This window comes from Bradyrhizobium sp. JR4.1 (genome assembly GCF_040548605.1).
GTDB lineage: Bacteria > Pseudomonadota > Alphaproteobacteria > Rhizobiales > Xanthobacteraceae > Bradyrhizobium > Bradyrhizobium canariense.
In genome coordinates this window covers 1-22,227 of the sequence record NZ_JBEPRY010000036.1, presented here as the reverse complement: position 1 = coordinate 22,227, position 22,227 = coordinate 1, and the positions used below count along the sequence as shown (strand labels likewise).

General features: G+C 63.8%; 17 protein-coding genes and 2 pseudogenes. 10 read left to right on the top strand and 9 right to left on the bottom strand.

Translation table 11 applies throughout. From position 1 onward, the window contains the following. Nucleotides 1–116: 116 nt before the first annotated feature. Genes ABIB90_RS37900 through ABIB90_RS37890 form a run of 3 tightly spaced genes read right to left on the bottom strand, consistent with a single transcriptional unit; the run spans nt 117 to nt 2,186 of the window. Entirely contained in the window at nt 117–722 is a 606-nt protein-coding gene (locus tag ABIB90_RS37900; protein WP_354202567.1) for a hypothetical protein, read from the bottom strand. Beyond that, nucleotides 715–1,401, bottom strand: coding sequence for a DUF2135 domain-containing protein (locus ABIB90_RS37895; protein WP_354159085.1), 687 nt, complete (start codon nt 1,399–1,401; stop codon nt 715–717). Before ABIB90_RS37895 ends, ABIB90_RS37900 begins: the two co-directional genes overlap by 8 nt. Then, nucleotides 1,398–2,186: a MotA/TolQ/ExbB proton channel family protein gene (locus ABIB90_RS37890; RefSeq protein WP_354202566.1), complete on the bottom strand. Its 789-nt coding sequence runs from the start codon at nt 2,184–2,186 to the stop codon at nt 1,398–1,400. Before ABIB90_RS37890 ends, ABIB90_RS37895 begins: the two co-directional genes overlap by 4 nt. 179 nt (nt 2,187–2,365) lie before the next feature. Here ABIB90_RS37890 and ABIB90_RS37885 point away from each other — a divergent pair, with 179 nt between their 5' ends. From ABIB90_RS37885 to ABIB90_RS37860, 6 genes and pseudogenes are all read left to right on the top strand, one after another. Further along, the gene (locus tag ABIB90_RS37885) at nt 2,366–3,736 is read left to right on the top strand and encodes a sensor histidine kinase (RefSeq protein WP_354202565.1); all 1,371 of its coding nucleotides are present in this window, start codon (nt 2,366–2,368) and stop codon (nt 3,734–3,736) included. 7 nt (nt 3,737–3,743) lie between these two features. After that, a complete protein-coding gene (locus ABIB90_RS37880) occupies nt 3,744–4,394 on the top strand; it encodes a response regulator (RefSeq protein ID WP_354202564.1) in 651 nt (216 codons plus the stop codon). Nucleotides 4,395–4,634: 240 nt separating this feature from the next. Next, nucleotides 4,635–5,672: an MBL fold metallo-hydrolase gene (locus ABIB90_RS37875; protein WP_354159092.1), complete on the top strand. Its 1,038-nt coding sequence runs from the start codon at nt 4,635–4,637 to the stop codon at nt 5,670–5,672. Nucleotides 5,673–5,774: 102 nt separating this feature from the next. Continuing rightward, a complete protein-coding gene (locus ABIB90_RS37870; RefSeq protein ID WP_007602351.1) occupies nt 5,775–6,071 on the top strand; it encodes a hypothetical protein in 297 nt (98 codons plus the stop codon). A gap of 86 nt (nt 6,072–6,157) precedes the next feature. Then, nucleotides 6,158–6,274: pseudogene (locus ABIB90_RS37865) on the top strand (DNA-binding response regulator); the annotation flags it as partial. Nucleotides 6,275–6,455: 181 nt separating this feature from the next. Beyond that, nucleotides 6,456–7,649: a calcium-binding protein gene (locus tag ABIB90_RS37860; RefSeq protein WP_354202563.1), complete on the top strand. Its 1,194-nt coding sequence runs from the start codon at nt 6,456–6,458 to the stop codon at nt 7,647–7,649. 132 nt (nt 7,650–7,781) lie between these two features. On the opposite strand, the gene ABIB90_RS37855 is transcribed toward ABIB90_RS37860, so the two are convergent. After that, a complete protein-coding gene (locus ABIB90_RS37855) occupies nt 7,782–8,369 on the bottom strand; it encodes a TetR/AcrR family transcriptional regulator (RefSeq protein ID WP_354159096.1) in 588 nt (195 codons plus the stop codon). A 576-nt stretch (nt 8,370–8,945) separates the two neighbouring features. Between ABIB90_RS37855 and purB the strand changes: the two genes are divergently transcribed. Both purB and ABIB90_RS37845 read left to right on the top strand, forming a co-directional pair. Further along, nucleotides 8,946–10,253 (top strand): adenylosuccinate lyase, encoded by a 1,308-nt coding sequence (gene purB, locus ABIB90_RS37850; RefSeq protein WP_007602341.1) that lies wholly within the window; start codon nt 8,946–8,948, stop codon nt 10,251–10,253. A gap of 107 nt (nt 10,254–10,360) precedes the next feature. Beyond that, on the top strand, nt 10,361–11,533 hold the full coding sequence (locus tag ABIB90_RS37845) for a M20 aminoacylase family protein (protein ID WP_354159099.1): 1,173 nt from the start codon (nt 10,361–10,363) through the stop codon (nt 11,531–11,533). Between the two features lie 109 nt (nt 11,534–11,642). On the opposite strand, the gene ABIB90_RS37840 is transcribed toward ABIB90_RS37845, so the two are convergent. The 4 genes and pseudogenes from ABIB90_RS37840 to ABIB90_RS37825 form a co-directional block, all read right to left on the bottom strand. Next, nucleotides 11,643–12,968 carry an LVIVD repeat-containing protein gene (locus tag ABIB90_RS37840; protein WP_354202562.1) on the bottom strand — a complete coding sequence of 442 codons (1,326 nt, stop codon included), beginning with the start codon at nt 12,966–12,968 and terminating at the stop codon, nt 11,643–11,645. A 195-nt stretch (nt 12,969–13,163) separates the two neighbouring features. Further along, complete coding sequence (locus ABIB90_RS37835) at nt 13,164–14,984, bottom strand: caspase family protein (protein ID WP_354159301.1); 1,821 nt, start codon at nt 14,982–14,984, stop codon at nt 13,164–13,166. Between the two features lie 5 nt (nt 14,985–14,989). Further along, on the bottom strand, nt 14,990–16,834 hold the full coding sequence (locus tag ABIB90_RS37830; RefSeq protein WP_502916930.1) for a caspase family protein: 1,845 nt from the start codon (nt 16,832–16,834) through the stop codon (nt 14,990–14,992). A 166-nt stretch (nt 16,835–17,000) separates the two neighbouring features. Then, a pseudogene (locus ABIB90_RS37825) lies at nt 17,001–18,907 on the bottom strand (acyl-CoA synthetase). A 259-nt stretch (nt 18,908–19,166) separates the two neighbouring features. On the opposite strand from ABIB90_RS37825, the gene ABIB90_RS37820 reads away from it, so the two are divergent. Together ABIB90_RS37820 and ABIB90_RS37815 are read left to right on the top strand one after the other, a co-directional pair. Further along, on the top strand, nt 19,167–20,261 hold the full coding sequence (locus tag ABIB90_RS37820; RefSeq protein WP_354202561.1) for a SecDF P1 head subdomain-containing protein: 1,095 nt from the start codon (nt 19,167–19,169) through the stop codon (nt 20,259–20,261). A gap of 275 nt (nt 20,262–20,536) precedes the next feature. Next, the gene (locus ABIB90_RS37815) at nt 20,537–21,343 is read left to right on the top strand and encodes a Crp/Fnr family transcriptional regulator (RefSeq protein ID WP_354202560.1); all 807 of its coding nucleotides are present in this window, start codon (nt 20,537–20,539) and stop codon (nt 21,341–21,343) included. 18 nt (nt 21,344–21,361) lie between these two features. Here the strand turns inward: ABIB90_RS37815 and ABIB90_RS37810 are convergent, their stop codons facing one another. After that, nucleotides 21,362–22,003, bottom strand: a complete 642-nt coding sequence (locus ABIB90_RS37810; protein ID WP_354202559.1) for a glutathione S-transferase family protein — start codon at nt 22,001–22,003, stop codon at nt 21,362–21,364. Nucleotides 22,004–22,227 lie beyond the last annotated feature (224 nt).

The window sequence follows — 22,227 nt, the reverse complement described above, 5'->3', positions numbered from 1 at the left end:
CACCCTCCACCCCTCGAACCTTATTGGGAGCCGATAAGGCCAAATTGAGGGAGGTCAAGAACATGCGCCAGCGGCGCGCGGTTTGCCAGCGCTGCCCTGTCGCGATGGTGAAGAGCCTATTGCTCGTCCTTCGGCGGCATCCGGGGCGGCGGAATCGGGGTGAACACGGCGCCTTGCGCGCCGACCGGGGGTGCCGCGAATTCGCCGGTCGAGGAATCGCCGCCGCTCGTCTCCAAGATCGTCTTGGGGGTCACATATTCCCGGACCATGTCGATGAGGCTGCCATCGCCGCCGCCGAAATCGGCGGCCCGGCCGCCTTGCGGATGTCCCAGCGCGATCTCGTTCTCCGCCGCGTGCGTCTTGTCGGCCAGCGTGTCATTGTAGGGCACACGAAAGGCGCGCGGGATGCCGCTCGGCCGATTGTCCTCGTCGAGCTGCTCGACCCAGAGATAGATCGAGCCGGGATCGCCCTCGAGCGAATGCGGCTCGACGATGCGGGCCTTCAGCAGCTTGAAGGAGACCGGCAGCCGGTCGGCGCTGGCCCAGCCGAGCAGCCCGCGCATTTCCGTGAAGCTGACGACATAGAAGGCGCTGGTCACGACCACCGCGACCGCCTTGAACGACCAGTGCAGCCGCGCATAGACGAGCACGACCAGCAGCAGCGCGCCGATGACGGCGTAGGCTATCGATAGCGTGAGGATGACCGTCTGCAAGCTAGTCACGGCGCACTCTCACAGCGTTCTTGCTCACACCGGTGTTCGGGTCGAGATCGGCGCCGTTGCGCCAGCCGCTGCGGAACGTCTCCAGCAGCGATTTCGGCCGCTGGTCCACATTGACGACCTTGCCTTCGGCATCGAGCCGGAACCGCACCGCGGTCTTCTCGTCGCCGGTGTGATCGACCGTGAACTTGTTATCGAAGATCACCTGCGCCGTCGGATTGAGTTTTTGCACCTTGACATTGGCCGTGACGGGTTCGCCGGTCGTCGCGACGAAATGTGAGACATTGACGGTGTATTCGCCGGCAATGATGCCGCGCACCGTGACGATCTCCTCGCGAATCGGCGAGGCAATCTTCTTGCCGTTGACGACGATGAAGTCGTTGGCTCCGCCCCGGTCGTCGCGATCGAGCGTGAGGAAGCCGGCCTCGCGGTGGCGATACCAGGCGATGTTGCCGGCGGGATCCTGCACGAACAGGTCGAGATCGTCGGGGTGGCTGTCCGGCCAGTCCAGCGTGATCATGAACTCGGCCTTGGAATCGATCTTGCCGTCCTTGGCGTCCGGCGAGACCGCGAGCAGCGCGAGGAAGAACAGGAAAGCGATCACCTGGAGCGCCTTGAACAGCATCACGCCCAAGGGATCGAACGGCTCCTCGCGCGGATAGAGACCGAAATCATCCATCATGTCGCGATTCCAGCCCCCTTGATTCCAGAACCCTTGTGCTCCAGCACCGGCGTCACATAGGTCTCGGTCAGCACCACCGCATCCGAGAACACCCGCTGGGTCGCGGCATCCAGCATGTAATACTGGATGCGGACCAGAATCGAGCCAACGAGACCCGCCAGCGTCGTGTACATCGCGACCGCCATGCCGTCGCTCATCAACCCCATCGAGGATCGCATCGCGACCTTGTCAGCGGCATCCAGCCCCGCGATCGGCGCCAGCATGATGATGAAGCCGACGATGGTGCCGAGCAGGCCGAGCTTCATCAGCGTGTCCGAGACAAAGGCGCCGAAGCCGTTGGAGCCGCGCAGCCGGTCGGCGAGCGTGCGCAGCAATAGCGTCTGGTCCACCGGGCGGTAATCCTGCGCCGCGGCCTTGGTCACGAGACTCTCGATGTGGTCCCGCACCAGCCCGCGTGGCAGCGCGGCTGCGCCGCCGGCCTCGAGCGCCCTGCCGCCCTCGAGCGCCGCGAGCACCGCGCGGCAGCGCCGGGCTGCCGCGCCCTCACGGGCAATGGCCCGCGTACGCAGGAAGCAGTGACCGCAAGTGACGACATAGAGCAGCGCGATCAAGCTGGAAATGTAGGTCCGGTCCGAGGTCAGCATCAGGCGGATCAGGCCGAACCGCCACAGCAGCACGACGGCGAAGATCGAAAGCCCGGTGAAGATCATCCAGAACAGGAGCGCACTGCGCTCGGATGGGTCGGCAGCAGGCCCCGCGATCGGCCCAATCGTCATCGAACTCATGCTGCACCGCTCCTGGCCGTGAATACCGCCCATTAGATCAAAGCCGCCGCGCCCGGTCCAAAGAGCCATGCCCAATCCGGCTTGGGAAATTTGCCCGAGCTGCCATCCTGCCGATCCCCGCAATTGGCAAGGCGCGGCGGCGTTGTTAGGCTGACCTTAGCAAACTTTGGGGTGATCGCATGCGCCTTGTGCTTCAGCTTGTCGCCCGTCTGTTTCTCATCGTCGTGCTCTGCCTTGGTGCGGCGACCATCTGGGCCACGTTCGACGCCTATCGCAGCGTCGACCGGGCGACCGCGGCCTCGGCGCAGCGGGTCGCCCAGGCGCTTCAGGCCCTGTATTGGCACGAATTCTTGTTGCGTAGCAGCAGAACACGCGAGCAGCTTCTGCCGGTTCCGGAGTGGCGCACGCTGGAGACGATGAAGCTGATCTCCCCTGGCGTCTGCGTCGAATTCCAACCTGCCATCGCATTCGAAAAGTCGCTCTGCGGCCAGAGTGAGGGGCTCGGCAAGGCGCCGCCGCGCTGGTTCGCGTCGATTGTGCCGACCTTCCTTGGCAGCCATGCCGAAGTGATACGGCCGGTCAGTCCCCGCGCGGCGACCGCCGGAACGGTGGTCGCGACGCCGGATGAAGCGGCCGCCATCTCGCTCGCCTGGGAGTACATCCTCAACGTGATCGACGTGGCGCTTTTGATGGCGGCGGCGATCGCGCTCCTGGCTTCGCTCGCGATTGCGCATGCGCTGGCGCCGGCGCGCACGATCGTGACCGCCTTGCAGCGCATGGCCCGCGGTCAGTATCGGACGAAACTGCCGCGCTTCCGCTCGATGGAGCTGGCGATGATCGGCAGCGCCGTCGACGAGCTCGGCGGCCGGTTGGAGGAAGCGACCGAACAGCGCGCGGCGCTGACGCGGCGCCTGATCGAGATCCGCGACGACGAACGCCGCGCGCTCGCCCGCGAGTTGCACGACGAGTTCGGACAAAATCTCTCGGCCATCCTCGCCTTCGCCAACACCATCGAGACGGCGAGCACGAAGGCAGACAAGCGCAACGACATCGTGCAGGACGCGCGGATGATCTCGCAGGCCACGCATCATCTGATGGCCTCGCTGCGCGACGCGCTGAAGCGCCTGCGCAATCCCCTGCCCGCCGAGCTCGGACTGGAGGCGAGCCTCGTGAATTTGGTGGATAGCTGGCGCTCGCAGAGCTCGGTGCGGCCGACGATTCAGCTCGATCTCAGGGGCGACCTCACCGACATCAGCGGCCCGGCCGCGACCACCGCCTATCGCGTCGCGCAGGAATGCCTGACCAACGCGTTGCGCCACGGCACGGCACGCGAGATTTCTCTGCACGTCGAGCGGCGCACGGGCGACGACGATGCATTGCTGATCCGTGTCGATGACGATGGCGGCGGCGACGCAGCACGCGTCAAGCAGTCGGCCGGCTTTGGCCTCACGGGCATCCGCGAGCGCGTCGCAGCGGCCGGCGGATCATTCTCGATCCTGCCCGCCCGAGGCGGACTCAGCATCGCCGCCACCATCCCGCTCGCCGCGTGAGGCCGGGATGAACGAGATTATGGCAACAGGCATCTCCGTGCTGTTGGTCGACGACCATCCGATCGTGCGGCAGGGCTATCGGCGCGTGCTGGAGAGCCAGGGCGATCTGCATGTCGTGGCGGAAGCCGACAACGCCGCGGATGCCTACAGCGCCTTCAAGGCGCGCGATCCCGATGTGGTCTTGCTGGATATCTCCATGCCCGGCGCGAGCGGGCTGGAAGCCATCCGCAACATCCGCGCGCGGAGCCCGCGGGCGCGGATCCTCGTTTTCACCATGCACAACGAGGCCGTGCTGGTGAAGGCAGCCTTCAGTGCCGGCGCCAGCGGCTTCGTCACCAAAAGTAGCGAGCCGTCCGCGGTCGTGTCCGCGATCCGCAGCGTGGCGCGCGGCGAACGCGCCATGAGCGACGACATCGCGCACATCCTGGCCGAGGACAGCCTGTCGGCGGGCTCTGCGCTGGATCAACTGGGAGAACGCGAGATCGAGATTCTGCGCCAATTCGCCGGCGGCGCCACGACCGAACAGATCGCAACGAATCTCAATCTCAGCGTCAAGACGGTGCAGAACTATCACTATCTGATCAAGACCAAGACCGGCGCGCGCACGGATGCGCAGCTCGTACGATTGGCGGCGAATTGCGGACTGACGAAGATCTAGAGGGTGACGGCGTGCCGTTCGCTGCGACCAGAATATCTGGTCCCCGACTGGCCACCCCCAACGAAGGTCTCCAAGTCTCTCTTAGATTGTGCTACGCTCCACCACAGGCACGGCATCCAGCATCAAGCGGCCAGTGGATGTGTGTCCGGCTCCGATCTTTCGACTGGAGCCAATTTGGACGGCTCTCGAAGCCGCCCTCGTTCCCGTTGTATGTCTTGCACGACAACAGGAGACGCTTCCATGAACATCAGGGACAGCCTTCTTGCAGCACTGATCGCCTCCAGCGTTTTCGCGACCGGGCTTACGGAAAGCGCGGCAGCTGAGGCGAAAGACCAGATCACCATTCTCTATGACGCCTTCGGCACCAATGACGCGATGACAAAGGACTGGGGTTTCTCCGCCCTTGTCGAAATCGCGGGAAAACGCATCCTGTTCGATACGGGTAACGATCCCGAAATATTCGCGGCGAACGTGAAGGCCAAGGGAGTTGATCTCTCGGACCTCGACTTTGTCGTTCTTTCGCACCGCCACTCCGATCACATGGCGGGCTTGTCCTACCTCCTGAGCATCAATCCAACCGTCAAGATCTACGCGCCAAAGGAGGGATTTGGCATCTACGGCTCGTCCTTGCCGTCCAGCTTCTACCGCAAAGACGAGGCCTTGCCGCCGGAGATGCGGTACTATTCAGGCAAGCCGCCCGCGACGATGAAGTTCGGCACGGCATGGGCCCACGCGAACTTCGAACTGATCGATCAGACCACCGAGATCGCTCCCGGTATCACGCTTATCTCGCTGATTTCCGACGCACCGGGGACGAGAGAACTCAAGGAGCTGTCCTTGGCCGTCAACACGGCCGACGGCTTGGTCCTTCTGGTCGGTTGCTCGCACCCCGGGATCGAGCGCATCGTCGAAGCGGCGGCGGGTATCAATCCCAGGATTCATCTCATCGCGGGAGGATTTCATCTGGTCGTCGCACCTGACGAAGCTATCGCGAAAGTCGTTACCGCCCTGAAGGACAGGTTCAAGGTCGACAGCGTAGCCCCGGGACATTGCACCGGTGAGCCGACTTTTGCCGCGCTCAAGACGGCGTTCGGCGACAACTATCTCTACGCAGGCCTCGGCACGTCGATTCCGGTTGCAACGGTTGCGGGCGTGAATGTCAGACGCGGGGAAGGTCCGACGCTTGACGACCTTGCGACCTATCGCAAACTCGCGGGGCGCGAAGACCCGTTCGGCATATTGCGGTTGCGCAGCTCGCGGTTGGCACCCGCGCTTTAGGGCGCTGGCGCGCGGCTCGCACCTTTAGATCACGTGTGGCCGGATAGAATTGGAACTGACGCCGTCGCGCCGTGGTTAGTAGCGGAGTGAGGGAGTTGCGCCATGAGTAAGGCTATCCGCGAAGCCATCCATCATCCCCCGATCATCACTGTCGGCGAGCTCATCGATGAACTCTGCCGTCTGCCAGACACAGCGACGATCCAATTCCACTGCCCCATTCTCGAACAGGAACTTGCGTTCTACCGCCTTCGAAAGCGGTCAAAGGACGTGGTCGAAATCGAAGTCAATACCTATCCGGAAAGCCCGTCGGTCGTGCCATCGGCCAACGCCGCCCTACGCGCGCGAAAAAAGACCCATCATCCGCGCTCGCTCGGCAATGGCGTTGCCCATAAGGTCTGAGATAGAACCGCGACAGGTCACGTCAGGTGTGACGGCTTCGGAACGCGTGAAGGAAGTTGGCCTACGCCTTCAGCCCGCGCAATACCAGCGTGAGCGTCAAGACGGTGCAGAACTATCACTATCTGATCAAGACGAAGACCGGCGCGCGTACGGATGCGCAGCTCGTGCGGCTCGCAGCGGCTTGCGGGCTGACGAATTTCTAGCGTCCGCCGAGTTCCGCCACCCCGCGCCGAAGTTCCTTTGGTCGCAATGAAATCCAACCCAAAGCAAATCTCCGCCATCAACTCCGAGCAGATTCGACGTCAAGCGCGGCCACAGCGCGTCTCGCAAAGAGCTCCGCTGCTTTCAGGCCCCGCGACTGAAATGAAATCGGAGTGAAGCGACATGCACCAACTGCCAAACGACACTATCGCAGTCACCCTGCCGGACTTCGGTCAATCCATGACCGTGCTCGGAGATCCCGGGTTGGCAACCGATGACTGGGGCGGCAACGATGCGCTGACGGCAGCCATATCGAGTCTCAACTCGAACGTGACGCTCGTTGGGGAAGACCTGGCGGCCATGCATGGCAATTCTCACGGAGGAAACGACAGTCTCGTGGTGAGCGTGGATGGCGGCTGGGATAGTGCCGTCGCCGTTGGCGATTCCCAATCCATGGCGGACAACACCCAGGGCGGTAACGACACCCTCAATGTCGATGCCCACAACTCGCTCTACACCAATGTTTATCTCTATGGCGATGTCCAAGGCGACATGTCGGGCAACGCGGGAGGCGGAAATGACACATTGACGGCGTCGACCGGATGGAGATCGTTCGGGTCGCTCAGCGGGGACGCTGGTGGGGCCATGAGCGGCAATGCGCACGGCGGAAATGATACGCTGAGCGCGACGGACTATGGGATAAATGGCGGCGGCGACGCACTCAGCGGCGATGCCACCGGCGCTATGACCAACGCGGTCGGCGGAAACGACATCCTGACCTTTGCGGCGAGCAGCGACGCCCAGCTCGGAGGAGGAAGCCTGTCGGGGGATTCGGGAACGTCCATGTCCGACAATGCTCAGGGCGGGAACGATATCCTCACCGCCATCGTCGATGGCGAGCGAGCTGCTTTCAGCACGACGTTGACCGGCGACGCTCCCACAATGTCGGGCAATGCTCACGGCGGGAACGACATCCTCACCGGCGGATCGAGCCCCGATCGCCTGGCGGGCGATGCGATGAGCTACGCTCCTTCCTCACCCGGCTCGATCACCGGAGGCACGGATACCCTCAACGGTGGCGCCGGCAATGATCTCCTGTGGGGCGGGCCCAACAACGACACGTTCGTCTTCAACACGGGCTCCGGCCAGGACATCATCAACGACTTCAATCAAGGCAACCAGGCTGTCGGCAGCACCACCACCGAACATGACCTGATCAACCTGCATGACTACGGCTTCGCAGACTGGGCAGCCGTCTCCAGCCTCATCGGCGACAATAGCGCCGGCGATGCCGTGATCCACCTCACCGCCAACGATACGATCACGTTGGACGGCGTGCACACGGCGGCCCTGCATCCAACGGACTTCGTCATCTGACGGCTCACAGCCAAGCAGGATGATGGGATGGTGGTCACGAGAGAATCGTCGAGGCCAAGCCCGTCATCCTGCCAAAGGCATGAGCAGGAGCGGATCAAGCGCCAAGCTGCGATACGCGTTGGCTCCGCAACCTCACGCCGCCTTCAGCCCGCGCAATACCAGCGCCAGCGTCGCATCGACACGCGCCGAAAGATCGGCGTCCTTCCACTCGTCGGCGTGGGCCGGATGGTGGAAGCGGACGGTCGCATCGAAGATGGCGCGTGCGGTGGCCTTGACGTCGCCCACCTCGAACACGCCCTGCTTCACGCCGTCGGTCAGGATCGCCGCGATCTGGTCGATCATGGTGTCCTTGTGACACTTGACGGCTGCACAGGCCTCGCGCGCCAGAGTCAGATAGGTCTCGAACATCTCGGGGTCGTCGAGCACGCGCGAACGCTTGGCGGCGAACAGGGTGCGCAGCCAGCGGTCGAGCCTGTCAGGGGCCGGGCCCTGCTCTTCGGCAAGCTGGCGTAAGGGCGCGTCGATGCGGTCCAGCCAGCGTTTGGCGACGGCCTCGCGCAGTGAGGCCTTGCTCGGGAAATGGCGGTAGACGCTGCCGTGGCTCACATCGAGCGCACGAGCCACGTCGACCACGGTGGCTTTGGCGAGCCCGTAGCGCCGCAGTACGTCCTCGGTGACTTCGAGGATCCGCTCCGGCGTCAAGATAACGGCTTCGTTCATGCCAGCACCATGTTCCCGTTGAGGGCTCAGTTACCCGGCGACGGAGCTGCTTCCGAAGCGCCCGTGCCGGTCGTTTCGGAAAGCTCTCGCCCTAATGAGGCAGTTTTGCAGCCTGCGCCGCGATTTGGCGCGCCACCAGTAAATTGAGCCAGTGCCCAATCGTCCCGGTCAAATTGATGATTTCGGTCGTCATTGTCGTAAGTCTCCAATCAATTGGCGGTCCCCGTTGTTCAATTGCAGCCCTCAATCCCCCATTTGCTTGGGACGTCGGGCTCTCGGAATGCCGCCAGACGCCCAATTGGAGCGTCCGAGAACGGATATACACGTCTCGCTGACAGATTTCAATATCTGTCAGTCAATGGTTCGTGATTGACAGTTAATTTTTGCAGCTCCGGGGCGCCGGGCTGGCCCGTCGCCCGCCACGGCCGGGGGATGACCCCGCCCAGCCCAATCATCCCCTGCTACCTTGCCGGCGCTGTTTGTTTCGCCCTCCCCGCTCTGCTAGATCACGGCGTAAAAAACATTCTGGCCGGTGTCGCCCTTTGGGTCGCCCGCCCACCTTCCTGGAGCAGTCCAATGATCCCCCGCTATACTCGCCCGGAAATGGCCTCGATCTGGGAGCCGCAGACCCGGTTCAAGATCTGGTTCGAGATCGAGGCGCATGCGGCGGACGCCCTTGCCGAGCTCGGCACGATTCCCAAGGAGGCCGCCAAGACGGTCTGGGCCAAGGCCAAGGACGCCACTTTCGACGTCGCCCGCATCGACGAGATCGAGCGCGAGACCAAGCACGACGTCATCGCCTTCCTCACCCACCTCGCCGAGATCGTCGGCCCCGAAGCGCGCTTCGTGCATCAGGGCATGACCTCTTCCGACGTGCTCGACACCTGCCTCAACGTCCAGCTCACCCGCGCCGCCGACCTGCTGCTCGCCGACCTCGACAAGGTGCTGGCGGCGCTGAAGAAGCGCGCCCTCGAGCACAAGATGACGCCAACCATCGGCCGCAGCCACGGCATCCACGCCGAACCCGTGACCTTCGGCCTCAAGCTCGCCTATGCCTATGCGGAATTCTCTCGCGCCAGGGAGCGCCTGATCGCGGCGCGGAAGGAAGTCGCGACCTGCGCCATCTCCGGCGCGGTCGGCACTTTTGCCCAGATCGACCCGCGCGTCGAACAGCATGTTGCCAAGGCCATGGGCCTCGTACCCGAGCCGATCTCGACGCAGGTGATCCCCCGCGACCGCCACGCGATGTATTTCTCGACGCTCGGCGTGATCGCGTCCTCGGTCGAGCGTTTCGCGGTGGAGATCCGCCACATGCAACGCACCGAAGTGCTCGAAGCCGAGGAGTTCTTCTCCGAAGGGCAGAAGGGTTCGTCCGCGATGCCGCACAAGCGCAATCCGGTGCTCTCGGAAAACCTCACCGGGCTGTCGCGCATGGTGCGCGCCTATGTGACGCCGGCGCTGGAGAACGTCGTGCTCTGGCACGAGCGCGACATCTCTCACTCCTCTGCCGAGCGCATGATGGGCCCCGACGCGACCGTGACGCTCGACTTCGCGCTGGTGCGCCTCGCCGGCCTGATCGACAAGCTGCTCGTGTACCCCGCCAACATGCAGAAGAACCTCGACCGCCTCGGCGGCCTCGTGCATTCGCAGCGCGTTCTGCTGGCGCTCACCCAGAAGGGCGCAAGCCGCGAAGACGCCTACAAGCTCGTGCAGCGCAACGCCATGCCGGTCTGGCGCGGCGAAGGCGACTTCCTCCAGCTCCTGAAGAAGGACGCTGACGTGAAGAAGTATCTCACCGACGCCGAGATCGAGGAGCAGTTCGACCTCGGCTATCACTTCAAGCACGTCGACACGATCTTCAAGCGCGTGTTCGGCGAGAGCTGAGCGTCATTGGTGGCCCGGGTGAGCGCAGCGACACCCGGGACTTCTCCCACAAAGATCCCGGATTTCGCTTCGCTCATCCGGGCTACAAATCAAGGCGGACCTTCCTCATGCCCATCGTCAACCGCGTTGCCGCCCTCTCCGACGAAATGGCCGCCTGGCGCCATGACTTCCACGAGAACCCGGAACTGCAATACGACGTCCACCGCACTGCCGGCATCGTCGCCGATCGCTTGCGCGAGTTCGGTTGCGACGAGGTGGTGGCGGGCATCGGCCGCACCGGCGTCGTCGGCGTGATCCGCGGCCGCAAATCCGCCTCCGGCAAGACCATTGGCCTGCGCGCCGACATGGACGCGCTGCCGATCATGGAGACGTCGGGCGTGCCCTATGCCTCCAAGGTCCCCGGCAAGATGCACGCCTGCGGCCATGACGGCCACACCGCCATGCTGCTCGGCGCCGCCAAATATCTCGCCGAGACGCGCAACTTCGACGGCACGGCCGTGGTGATCTTCCAGCCCGCGGAAGAAGGCGGCGGCGGTGGCAAGGCGATGGTCGAGGACGGGCTGATGACACGCTGGAACATCCAGGAAGTCTACGGCATGCACAACATGCCGGGCCTGCCCGAAGGACATTTCGCGACCACGCCCGGCGCGATGCTCGCCTCCTCCGACAACATCCAGATCACGGTCCACGGCAAGGGCGGCCACGCCGGCGCGGGTCCGCACAAGTCCATCGACAGCGTGCTGATCGGCGCCCAGATCGTCAACGCGCTGCAATCGATCGTCGCGCGCAATGTCGATCCGCTGAAGTCCGCCGTCATCTCGATCACGCAATTTCACTCCGGCACGGCCTTCAACATTATTCCGGAGATCGCCGAGCTCGGCGGCACCGTGCGCACGCTCGACCCTGAGGTGCGCGATCTGGTCGAGCGCCGCATCGGCGAAGTCGCCGACAGCGTCGCGCGCGCCTATGGCGGCTCGGCCGAGACCAAATACACGCGCATGTATCCGGTGACGATGAACCATGCGCGCGAGGCCCGCCTTGCCGCCGACGTCGCCCGCGACATCGTGGGTGCCGAGCGCGTCAACGACAAGTTCATTCCGATGATGGGCGCCGAAGACTTTTCCTTCATGCTGGAAGCGCGCCCCGGCGCGATGATTCTGGTCGGCATGGGCGACGGCAACGAGTGCCACCACCCGGCCTACGTCTTCAACGACAACATTCTCGGCCACGGCGCATCCTATTGGGCGCGCCTGGTGGAGACGCGGATGCCCGCGGGTTAGCGCAGGTCTCGTAGGGTGGGCAAAGCGAAAGCGTGCCCACCAGAGCCTTCTCCTCTGCGAATGGTGGGCACGGCGCTTCGCGCTTTTGCCCACCCTACAACCTGCACGCTCATCCCTGATATTGCAGCACGTGCATGCCGGCGTTCCAGTCGGAGACGAACATCAGCCCGTCCGGCCGGACATACGCATCACAGGTCTTGGCCGCGAGCGCGACGTTCGGGCGCGGGTCGATGAGCTTTTTCGGTGTCGGCGGCACCCAATACGCGATCTCCTTCGGTGCGAAGGCGTCCCTGACGTCGAACACCCTGACGCCGGCATTGTTGTAGGTCGCGAAGATCGTCTCCTCGCTCTGGAACGAGCCCGGGCGGTTCTCGTGCAGATTATGCGGCCCGAAGGTGCCGTTCGTGCAGAAGTCGCGGTCGCGCGGGGTCGGCAGCGTCGCGATCGGCACCGGGTTTCCAGGCGCGCGCACGTCAAGAACGAATGTATGGAACAGGCCCTTGGCGCATTGATCAGCATTGGCTTCGTCCGCGACGATCGCAAGCTGTCGCTTGGGCAGCGGCAGCGGTGTATGCGTGCCGCCCGCGAAGGGCGGCGACCAGTTGATGTGGGACAGCAGCTTCGGATTCATGGGATCGCTGATGTCATGAATGGTGAAGCCGCCATCGCGCCACGCAGCATAGCCGCGATCACCCGCCGTGATCATGTGATGGAGCGCAAAGCGCTTGCCCTTCGGCGTCGCCGGCTCGCCGGCCGCACGGTTCATGCCCGGCAGCCACCATTTCGCGACGATCTCAGGCTTGGTGATGGTCTTGAGATCGACCACGCAGAGGATGTGGTCGGTGAAGCCGTCGAGATGCGCCGACACATAGGCATAGCGGCCGCCCGGCCACCACAGACGGTTGATGCCGAAGCCGGGCATTTCAAGGAACACGATCTCGCGCATCTCGTTCGGTTTTGATATGTCGTGGATCGAGAGGCCGCAGCGGAATTTCTTGGCCTTGGTGATGCTGTCGACCAGCGTGTTCTCGAAATAACCGCGCATGTTGTCGTAGGACTGCATCGCGACGATGTTGGCGCCGTTCGCAAGCAGCAGCAAATCTTCCGCCACCTGTAAATGATGGGTGCGGGTGTATTGCCCTGCGGTGAAGAAATTGACCGGCTTCAGCGCACGCGGATCGGATGCGTCCAGGATCGTCACGCCGTCGCTGAACATGTGTCCGACATAGACGTGCTGCCGGTTGAACATCACCTGCACACTGTCGGGGCGTCCGCCGATGTCGCTATAGGAGATGTGCTTGATGCCCTTGCCGATGCCCTCGGGGGGAATGTCTGCCTCCGAAGCCGATGCGGACCTCGACCACCCAGGCAGCGCGGCGGATCCGAGCACGGCCGACATTTGCTGAAGGTGGCTGCGGCGAGAGAGTTGTGGCATCGGTTTACCCCTTTTTGGAGGATGATGCTCGCTCGCGGCAAGGCATGCAAGCTGAGAAGTTCACGCCCCTGATGAGCGCCGAGGGCATCAGTGCATGCTCACCTTCCCGGCGCGCATTGAATGCGCCGGATGGTCCAAGCACTCGAGCAATTTGCAAGAGCTCGAGACGAGGATGCAGTGCTCAGCGATGCACGACTAATTGCACACTTCCGCTTGTGACATGCCCGCGCTACCCGGCCTTGGATCTCGCACAATGCGACACCCTTTCGCAACCGGCCTGCATCCAGCACTCGTGCAAATTATCTGTCCTGAGGCTTGCGACTTTGGGGCAGCAGATTCCGCTTCTTTCCGATCCGTGTCCCGCCGCTTCGAATCCTCGCGCGTCGCCACCGGCTTCTTCTCCGGTACCTTCTCGCATTCATTGTCGTCGCCGACATGATAGCCGGCCCGGCAGGTGATCTTCGCGCATTGATCGCCGTCGGCTTTGAAGCCGAAATTGCATACGAGCGGGCAGACCCGTCCCGGCTTTGCCTTCAGCGCATCGAGCGCGTCGACACTCGCAAGCTTCGCGTCGAACTGGGTGCCAGCATATTTGTTGAACAGCGTCAGCGAGCGCTGCGTTGCGGCGTTCCAGTCGCCGTCGGCGGCGGCCGACAGACAGCCGACGCGGCGCAGTTCGTTCTGAACAGACTTCGTGAGATCGCCGGACGGCGGGGAGCTTGACGGCGGCGACAGCGCCGCGACCTTCCTGCTTTCGGCATCAGCCGCCTGCTTGTCCGCTGCCTGCTTCGCTGCCGCCTCAGCTGCTGCCTTCTCCATCGCCCGCTTCTCTGCGAGCGACTTGGCCGCGGCAGCTTCCGCCGCCTTGCGATCTCGTTCGGCCGCCTCCGCCTTGGCCTGCTCGACCTGCTTGGCTTTCTCGGCCGCGATCCGCGCCTCTTCCGCGGCTTTCGCAGCAGCGGCCGCTTTCTCCTGCTCGGCCTTCTGGGCTCGTTCGGTCGCGAGCCTCGCCTTCTCCTGTTCGGCCAGACGCGCCTTCTCCGTCGCCGCCGTGCGATCCTCCTCGGCGGCAATCTTCTTCAACTGCACGCGGGCGAGGTTGGCGTAAAAGCCGTCCGGATAGGTCTGGAGGAATGCTTCCCAGGCCTCGCGCAGGCCGGCCTGAAGGGCAAGCTCGTAGTCTTTGCGCACACCATCCTGCGGATTTGCCTGCGGACCGGCTGCGGCGGCCGGCCTTGCCGGCACCAGCGGCACATCGCTGCCACCCAGAGAGCCATAGACATACGGCTCCTGCTTGTTGCCGGTTTTCTTCAAGACGTCGTCACGGACAAACCCGAACGCCTTGCGCAAATCGAGCCCGGGCTTCGGCAGATGATCGGTCAACGCGACCGCGAACGGGCTATTGCGGGAGTCGCCATCCGACGCCGTCGATCCCGCCTTGGCCGCAAACGCGATCATCGTGTTCGGACTGGTTGGCTCGACCTTGGCAAGTCCGCCACCAATCGCGCGCGAGGCCAGGGTGCGCTTCATCGTCTTGGCAAAAGGATTGTCACGACAGGCATCGAGGATGACGAGACGGAGTTGTTTGGCCGGTTCGACCGCATAGAGCGCGCGATCCAGCGCGACGGTCTCGTCGAGGACGTCGCCGTCGGTTTCCAGCATGGCATCGGTTGGAACGAGGTAGTTGTTGCCGTCCAGCTCGATGCCGTGGCCCGCATAGTAGATCACCGCCATGTCGGCATCGCGCGTCCTGGCCGCGAACTCGCGTAGCGATCGCCGCATTTCGCTGGCATTGAGGTCCAGCCTGATCTCGACCGTATCGAAGCCCGCATTCCTGAACATGCCGCCGACCAGCCCGGCGTCGTTCACCGGGTTCGCGAGCCGCGGCGCGTTCTTGTAGGCAGAATTGCCGATGACGAGCGCAACGCGCTTGTCGGCGAGGGCCGGGCTGCAGCTCGCCAGAACAATCAGAACAAGAACTTTGAGCCCGAGGGCGCAATCTCGGAGGGCAGGCATCGCCATCAGTTACACACCTCACCGGTGATCTTGACGCTGGCGTTGCTGGGATGGGGAACCAACGCGAGCCGACATCCCTTAGCAATCGGCCTGCATCCTGCGTTGTTGCAGATCATCTGCCCGGACGCTTGCGATTTCGGTGCCGCAGATTCTGCGTCCTTCCGGTCTTGGTCGCGCCTTCTCGGCTCGTCGCGGGCGGTAGGCGCTGGCTTCTTCTCCTGAATCTTCTCGCACTCGTTATCGTCACCGACGCGATAGCCGGCGCGGCATGTAATCTTCACGCATTGGTCGCCGTCGGCCTTGGAGCCGAAATTGCAAACCAGCGGACAAACCCGGCCTGGCTTCGCTTTCAGCGCATCGAGCGCGTCGACGCTGGCGAGCTTGGCGTCGAACTGGGTGCCGGCATATTTGTTGAACAGTATCAGCGAGCGCTGCGAGGCGGCGCTCCAGTCGCCGTCCGCGGTGGCGGACAGACAGCCGACGCGGCGCAATTCACTCTGCACGGATTTTGTCAGATCGGCCGCCGACAATGTGGATGCCGGCGCTGGCGCAAGGGCTGCAACTTTTTGCTCGGCCTCAGGCATCTGCCGATCGGCCACAGGCTTTGCGGCCTGCTCCGCCTTCTCGGCGGCCTGCCTGGCGGCAAGCTCGGCCTTGGCCTTCTCCGCCGCCTGCTTCTCGGCCTGTGCTTTTGCCGCGGCAGCTTCGGCCAGCTTGCGCTGCTGCTCGGCCGCGTCCGCTCTCGCCTGCTCGATCTGCTTCTGTTTCTCCGCCGCGGTCCGCGCCTCTTCGGCGGCTTTGGCCGCCGCAGCCGCCTTGTCCTGCTCGGCCTTCTGGGCACGTTCGGCAATGAGCCTTGCCTTCTGCTGCTCGGCCGCATTCGCTTTTTGCTCGGCCGACGCGCGCGTCTCCTCGGCGCCGATCTTGTTCAATTGGCCCTTGGCGAGATTCGCATAGAACCCCTCGGGATATTGCGCCAGAAATGCTTCCCAACCGTCGCGCGTGGCAAGCTGCAGCGCGAGCTCGTAATCCCTGCGAATAGAATCCTGCGGATTGGCCTGCGGACCGGTCGCTGCCGGCTTGGTCGCGACCAGCGGCACATCGTCGCCGCCGAGCGAGCCGTAGACATAGGGCTCCTGCTTGTAGCCGGTGCTCTTGAGCACGTCGTCGCGCACGAAGCCGAACGCCTTGCGCAAATCGAGGCCCGGCTTCGGCAAGTGCTCGACCAAAGCGACGGCGAACGGGCTGTTCTTGGAATCGCCGTCAGACGCGGTCGAACCGGCCTTCGCGGCGAAAGCAATCATGGTGTTCGGGCTGGTCGGCTCGACCTTGGCAAGCCCGCGTCCGATCGCGCGCGAGGCCAGCGTCCGCTTCATGGTCTTGGAAAACGGATTGTCACGGCACGCGTCCAGGATGATCAGGCGCAGTTGCTTGGCCGGCTCGACCGCGAACAGCGCGCGCTCGACCGGGATGGTTTCGTCGAGCACGTCGCCATCGGTCTCCAGCGTCGCGTCGATCGGAATGAGATAGTTGGTGCCTTCCAGCTCGATGCCGTGGCCGGCGTAATAGATCACCGCCATGTCCGCATCGCGCGTCCTGCCGGCGAACTCACGCAACATGCGCCGCATCTCGCTCGCACTGAGATCCAGCCTGACGTCGACGGAATCAAATCCCGCCTTCTTGAACATGCCGCCGACCAGAGTGGCATCGTTGACGGGGTTGCCGAGCTTGGGCGCGCTCTTGTAGGCGGAATTGCCGATGACAAGCGCCACCCGCCGGTCCGCATGGGCCGGTCCGCAGGCGAGGCCAATGGCCAAAATCAACAAAGCAAATATCCGAAACGGAATCACTTGCGTCCCCCCGGATGCAATTCCACGAGACTATTCGGACCATCGCTCAATTGCCAATTCTTCCTATGTGATATTTGTCACATAGGGGGCTCTATCGGGGGTATGACTAATGCGGCGAAGCGTCGCCCTGCTTTCGAGCTGACGTCAAAGCCGTCTGTTGAATCCGTCACATTTGCACCACCTCGTGGCGCATCACGAACGGTGCAAGCAGTGCGTGCACCTCGCTCGCAACCGCCTCGCGCTGATCCGCCGGCAGCCCCGCCAGCGTCACGGTGGCGATCGAACCGTGGCTGCCGTGAGCGCCGACCCTGACCTTGCAGTCGATGCCGCGCTCAGTGAGCGGTGTCAGCACCTTCGTGAACACGCGCTGGGCTGCGTCCCAGCGCAGCTGCGGCTTGAACACTTTGCCGACGCCCGTCACAGGCATCGGATCGATCGGGATGACCTGCACCGGGACAGCCGCGCGCTCCGGCGTGCGCTCGCGCACCCATGTCTCGAGTTCGCCCGGCTCGACGGTCGCGCCCGGCTTCAGCTGCACGTAGCCCACCGGCAGTTCGCCGGCATAGCGTCGGGCTGGCCGACCACCGCGGCGAAGCCGACGGCGGGATGGCGGAACATGATCTCCTCGATCGGCGCCGGATCGATGTTGTGGCCGCCGCGGATCACGAGATCCTTGGCGCGGCCGGTGATCCAGAGATAGCCGTCGGCATCGAGCCGGCCAAGATCGCCGGAATTGACCCAGACCTCATCGACGAAGGCACCCTTGTTGTGCTCGTTGTTGAGATAGCCGCCGAACACGCCTGGACCGGCCATGATGACGACGCCGATCTCGTCCGGCGCGCAGTCGCGGATCAGCTTGCCCTCGGCATCGAGCTGGACGATGCGGACCCGCGCGTAAGGCATGGGAAGGCCGACCGAACCGAGCCGGATCGGCCGCGACCGATAGGCCAGCGTGTGCACGCTCGAGGTCTCGGTCATGCCGTAGACCTCGACGACCGGTAGCTTGAGCTTGTCCTGGATCGCAGCCCCCACCGCGACCGGGATCGCCGAGCCGCCACCAGCTGCATATTTCAGGCTGGAGATGTCGGTATTGCCAGGCGGCACCGCGAGCGTTGCGGCGAGCACCGTCGGGACGCTCGACAGCGCCTCCGGCTTGAAGCACTCGACCAGTTGCCAGATGTTCTTGACCGCATTCGGATTGCGCCATCCGCTCGGCGACAGCACGACCAGCGAGCCGCCGGCCGACAGCGTCGTCAGCACCTGCGTCAACGAGCCCCCGACGTGAAACAGCGGCATGCCGAACAGCATGTTGGCGCCCGGCTTCGACTTCAGCAGCAGATTGAGCGCCCAGGCCTGATAGACTTGGTTGACATGCGTGTGCCGCACCAGCTTTGGCGTGCCGGTGGTGCCGCCGGTGTGGAAATAGGCGGCGATGTCGCTGCCTAAAATCTTGCGTCCGCTGATAAGGCGGTCCGAAGGCTGCTGCTTGATCAGGTCGCTGAAGGCAAAGACTCCCTTCCCCGGGTCACCGCCACCGAACACCTGTACGATCGCCTTGAGATGCTTGAGTTGCGGCCTGATCTGCTCGACTTTCTGCCAGATGTCTGTGCCCGGCATCGGCCCGAGCGCCACCAGGACTTTTGTGTTCGCCGCTTCCAGAATCTCCGCGATCTGGTGCGGCTCCAGCAGGGGGTTGACGGGATTGGCGATACCGGCGGCCTCCGCGCCGAACAGCGTTACGAAGGCGTCCGGCAGCAGCGGCAGCATGAAGCTGACGACGTCGCTCTTCTCCACGCCAAGCGCGTGAAACATGTTGGCGGCCTGCGTGACGCGCGCGATGAAGTCGCGGTACGTGACCACGACCGGCGTGTCGGCGGGATCGGCATTTTGCAGGAACTGGATCGCCGGTCCGTCGGGGTTGCGGGCCGCCCCGAGCCTGATGGCGTCGTAAGTGCTCTCGGCCGCGACGCGATCGGCGTAAGCGACCTGCTCGAAGGCCCGAACTTCGGCGTCCGTCGCCAGGTCCGGATAGTCGCTGCCGATGAGCCGATCGAGCGCGTGGATGCCCGCCATGGAATTCCGTCCTCCCTCAGATGCATGTCCCCGCGCCCTGTCTTTTGACTTTTGGGGCTGGCGGGGCCTCGACCGATTGGCCGGCCGAGCATGGGCAGAATGATGGATGATTTGGCGTTCGTCCATGATCTAACGTCCGCGACAATGGGCTCTGGCACAGGCCTTTGAACCTGCGCGCCCGATCCGGGGACCAAGAACTGGCATCGGACTCACATTGCAGCGCCCTTGCCAGCGCCCTGCCGCAAGACTTGAGGTGATCATGACTACGCCCCCGCGGGATTGCGCCACCCGGCTGTTCATCGCGTTCGCCGTCACAACGGGGATGTTGACTTCGGTGATGGCCCTGCCCCGCGCGGCACTCGCCGAGGACGGCCAGCTCGACAAGATGCGCGCCAAGATCTCGGCCTTCATCGGCGACAAGATGGAGAAGCTCGGCGGGTCTCGCATCGTCTACAAGGTGGACACCGATGGCCTGCGCGAGAGCGTCGTCACGGATTTGCGCGACGACGTCTACAAGACCCTGCGCGAGGGCAAGATCGCCTTCTCCGGTCTTGCGATCCGCGACGGCGGCGTCGAGTTGAAGATTGCCGACGTCAAGGGCCGCGAGCAACTCGCACGCAAGCTCGCGTCGGCAGCGGAAGGATTGCCGTCGCATGCACTCGCCGTGACCGACGGCGGCGACGGACTGGTCAGGCTCGCGCCGACCAATGCGGCATCCGCCGCGCGGTTGCACGAACTCGTCGAAGACGCCATCGCCATGATCGAGCAGCGTCTGAAGGAGGCCGGCGTCCAGCTCGCCAGCGTCCAGCCCGATGGCTCCGACCGCATCCGAATCTTCCTGCCCGGTGTGATGGAGCCCGAGCGCGTCACCGCGGTCTTCGCCCGAAGGGTCAAGGTCGGCTTCCGCCTGATCGACCTCTCGATGCCGGCGGAGCAGGCGCAATCCGGCACGCCGCCGACAGGCACGGAAGTCCTGCCCGGCTTCAAGGACAAGACCCTTTATCTGGTCGCCAAGGACAGCGTGCTCGACGGCGACGACATCAGCTATGCGGGCCCGGGGTTTGCGAGCGCCACGAAAGAGCCGATCGCCTCGTTCCGCTTCAACGGCCGCGGCAGGCGGCGCTTTGCCCACATCACCGAGGAGAATATCGCAAAGCCCTTCGCCATCGTGCTCGACGGCAAGGTGATCTCCGCTCCCGTGATCCGCGAGCCCATCACCGGCGGCTCGGGCCAGATCTCCGGCAATTTCACCCTGGAGGAAGCAAACAGCGTCGCCATGCTGCTGCGCGCCGGTTCGCTGCCGGGGCATCTCGGCCTGGTCGAGCAACAGGTCGTGCCGCCCGCCAAGCCCTAAGGCGGGGATCGCCCCCACGCACGCCTGGTCCCGCCCCGCCCGGCCGGACGCCGAGGTCCACCACGCCGAGGCTCGGACCCGGTGGTACCCGAATCGCGGGCGCGCCACGGCCATACGCACCGCCAAACAGGCAATTGCCGAAACGCCCGATCAGGCTAAAATTTGCCTCTTGCGGCACGGCGGCCCAAAGCTTCATTCAAGCGGTCGTCGTTCGATTTCGGCTATAGGTGTCGAGAATACGACCGTGACTGAAGGCCTTACACGGGGATAGTACCATGCCGTCCGGCAGCGCAGACATTTCGTCGATCCTCGATCGCATTCTCGAGGCGGCAACGGATAATCTCAGGATCGCGAAGATCCTGGTCCAGATGGGCCTCGATCCGAACAACGTGACCTATGACTCGATCTTCAATCGGATGCTGGAGATCTTCGTCCAGAACATCACGCTGGCCAATATGTTCGCCGCGGTCGGCGCCGGCTTCTTCGTCGCCACCCTCCTGATGCGAACGATGGTGCCGCTGCGCGTCGCCAACATGGTCGGCTGCGCGCTCTTCGCCGTGTTCGGCGCGCTCTCCGCCAACGTCTCGACCTTCCTGCTCTATCTCCTGCTGCTACCGATCAACGCCTTGCGCCTGCGGCAGATGCTCAAACTCGTCAAGAAGGCGCGCCATGCGGCCGAAGGCGACATGTCGATCGAATGGCTCAAGCCGTTCATGACCGAACGCAAATATCGCCGCGGCGATACGCTGTTCAAACTCGGCGATCCAGCCAAGGAAATGCTCCTCACTGTCACCGGCAAGTTCCTGGTCAAGGAAATCAATATCGAGATCATGCCGGGCGCGCTGATGGGCGAGCTCGGCTTCCTCACGCCGGGCAACCGGCGCACCGGAACGATCGAATGCATCGAAGATGGGCAGGTGCTGACGATTACCTATGACCGGTTGCTCGAGATCTACTTCCAGGATCCGCAGTTCGGCTATTACTTCCTGGTGCTGACCAGCCAGCGGTTGCTGCAGAACATCGATCGCTTGCAGAAGCAGCTGGCGTCGGAACGCGCTGCCACCACGAACAGGATCGCGTGATCGATTGCGCGCCGCCGCTCAGTTCAAGAGCAACGCCATGCCCGGATCCCCCTTCTCCATCGCACGGCGATAGCCCGCCCGCGCGCTGATGCGGCCGAGATATTTGACCACGTTCGGACATCGCTGGAGGTCATAGGGCTGGAAGTAGCGCATCGTAGTGAGCGAGAAAGCTGTCATGATGTCGGCGGTCGTGAAGGCGCTGCCCGCAAGGTATTCGGCCCCGCGAAGCCTTGCGTCGAGAAGATCGTAGGCCCGATCGAGACGCCCCTTCATCGCGAGCAGGGTCGGATTGTCCTTGGCGAGATCGAGCCGGCTCAGGATCATCATCCGCCCCATGCCGGGTTGCAGGGTGCCATTGGCGAAATGAAGCCAATACAAAAACTGCGCGAAGGCGGGGTCAGTGGGACCGAGCACGAGTCGGCCGTCGCCATATTTTGCAACGATGTAGTCGACGACGGCGCCGGATTCCGCCAGCACCAGCTCGCCGTCGGTGATCACAGGCGCCGCCCCGATCGGATGCAGCGCCTTGTACTCGGCTGGAGCCAGCATGGTGACGGGATCGCGCGTATAGCGCTTCAGCTCGTAGGGAATCCCCAGCTCCTCGCACAGCCAGACGATACGCTCCGACTGCGACTTGCCGAGATGATGGACTGTGAGCATGAGGCCTCCTGGACAGATGATTTCGGCGATTGCGCCGGCATGTGCTTGTCGCGATGCTGCATCATACTCCGTCATTGCGAGCGCAGCGAAGCAATCCAGAATCTTTCCGCGGAGGCACTCTGGATTGCTTCGCTGCGCTCGCAATGATGGGGTGGACGGCCCCCGAACGGCATCGGTGTGCCAGACTGGTGATGTTGAGTCGAACCAGACAGAGGGAGCCGTCC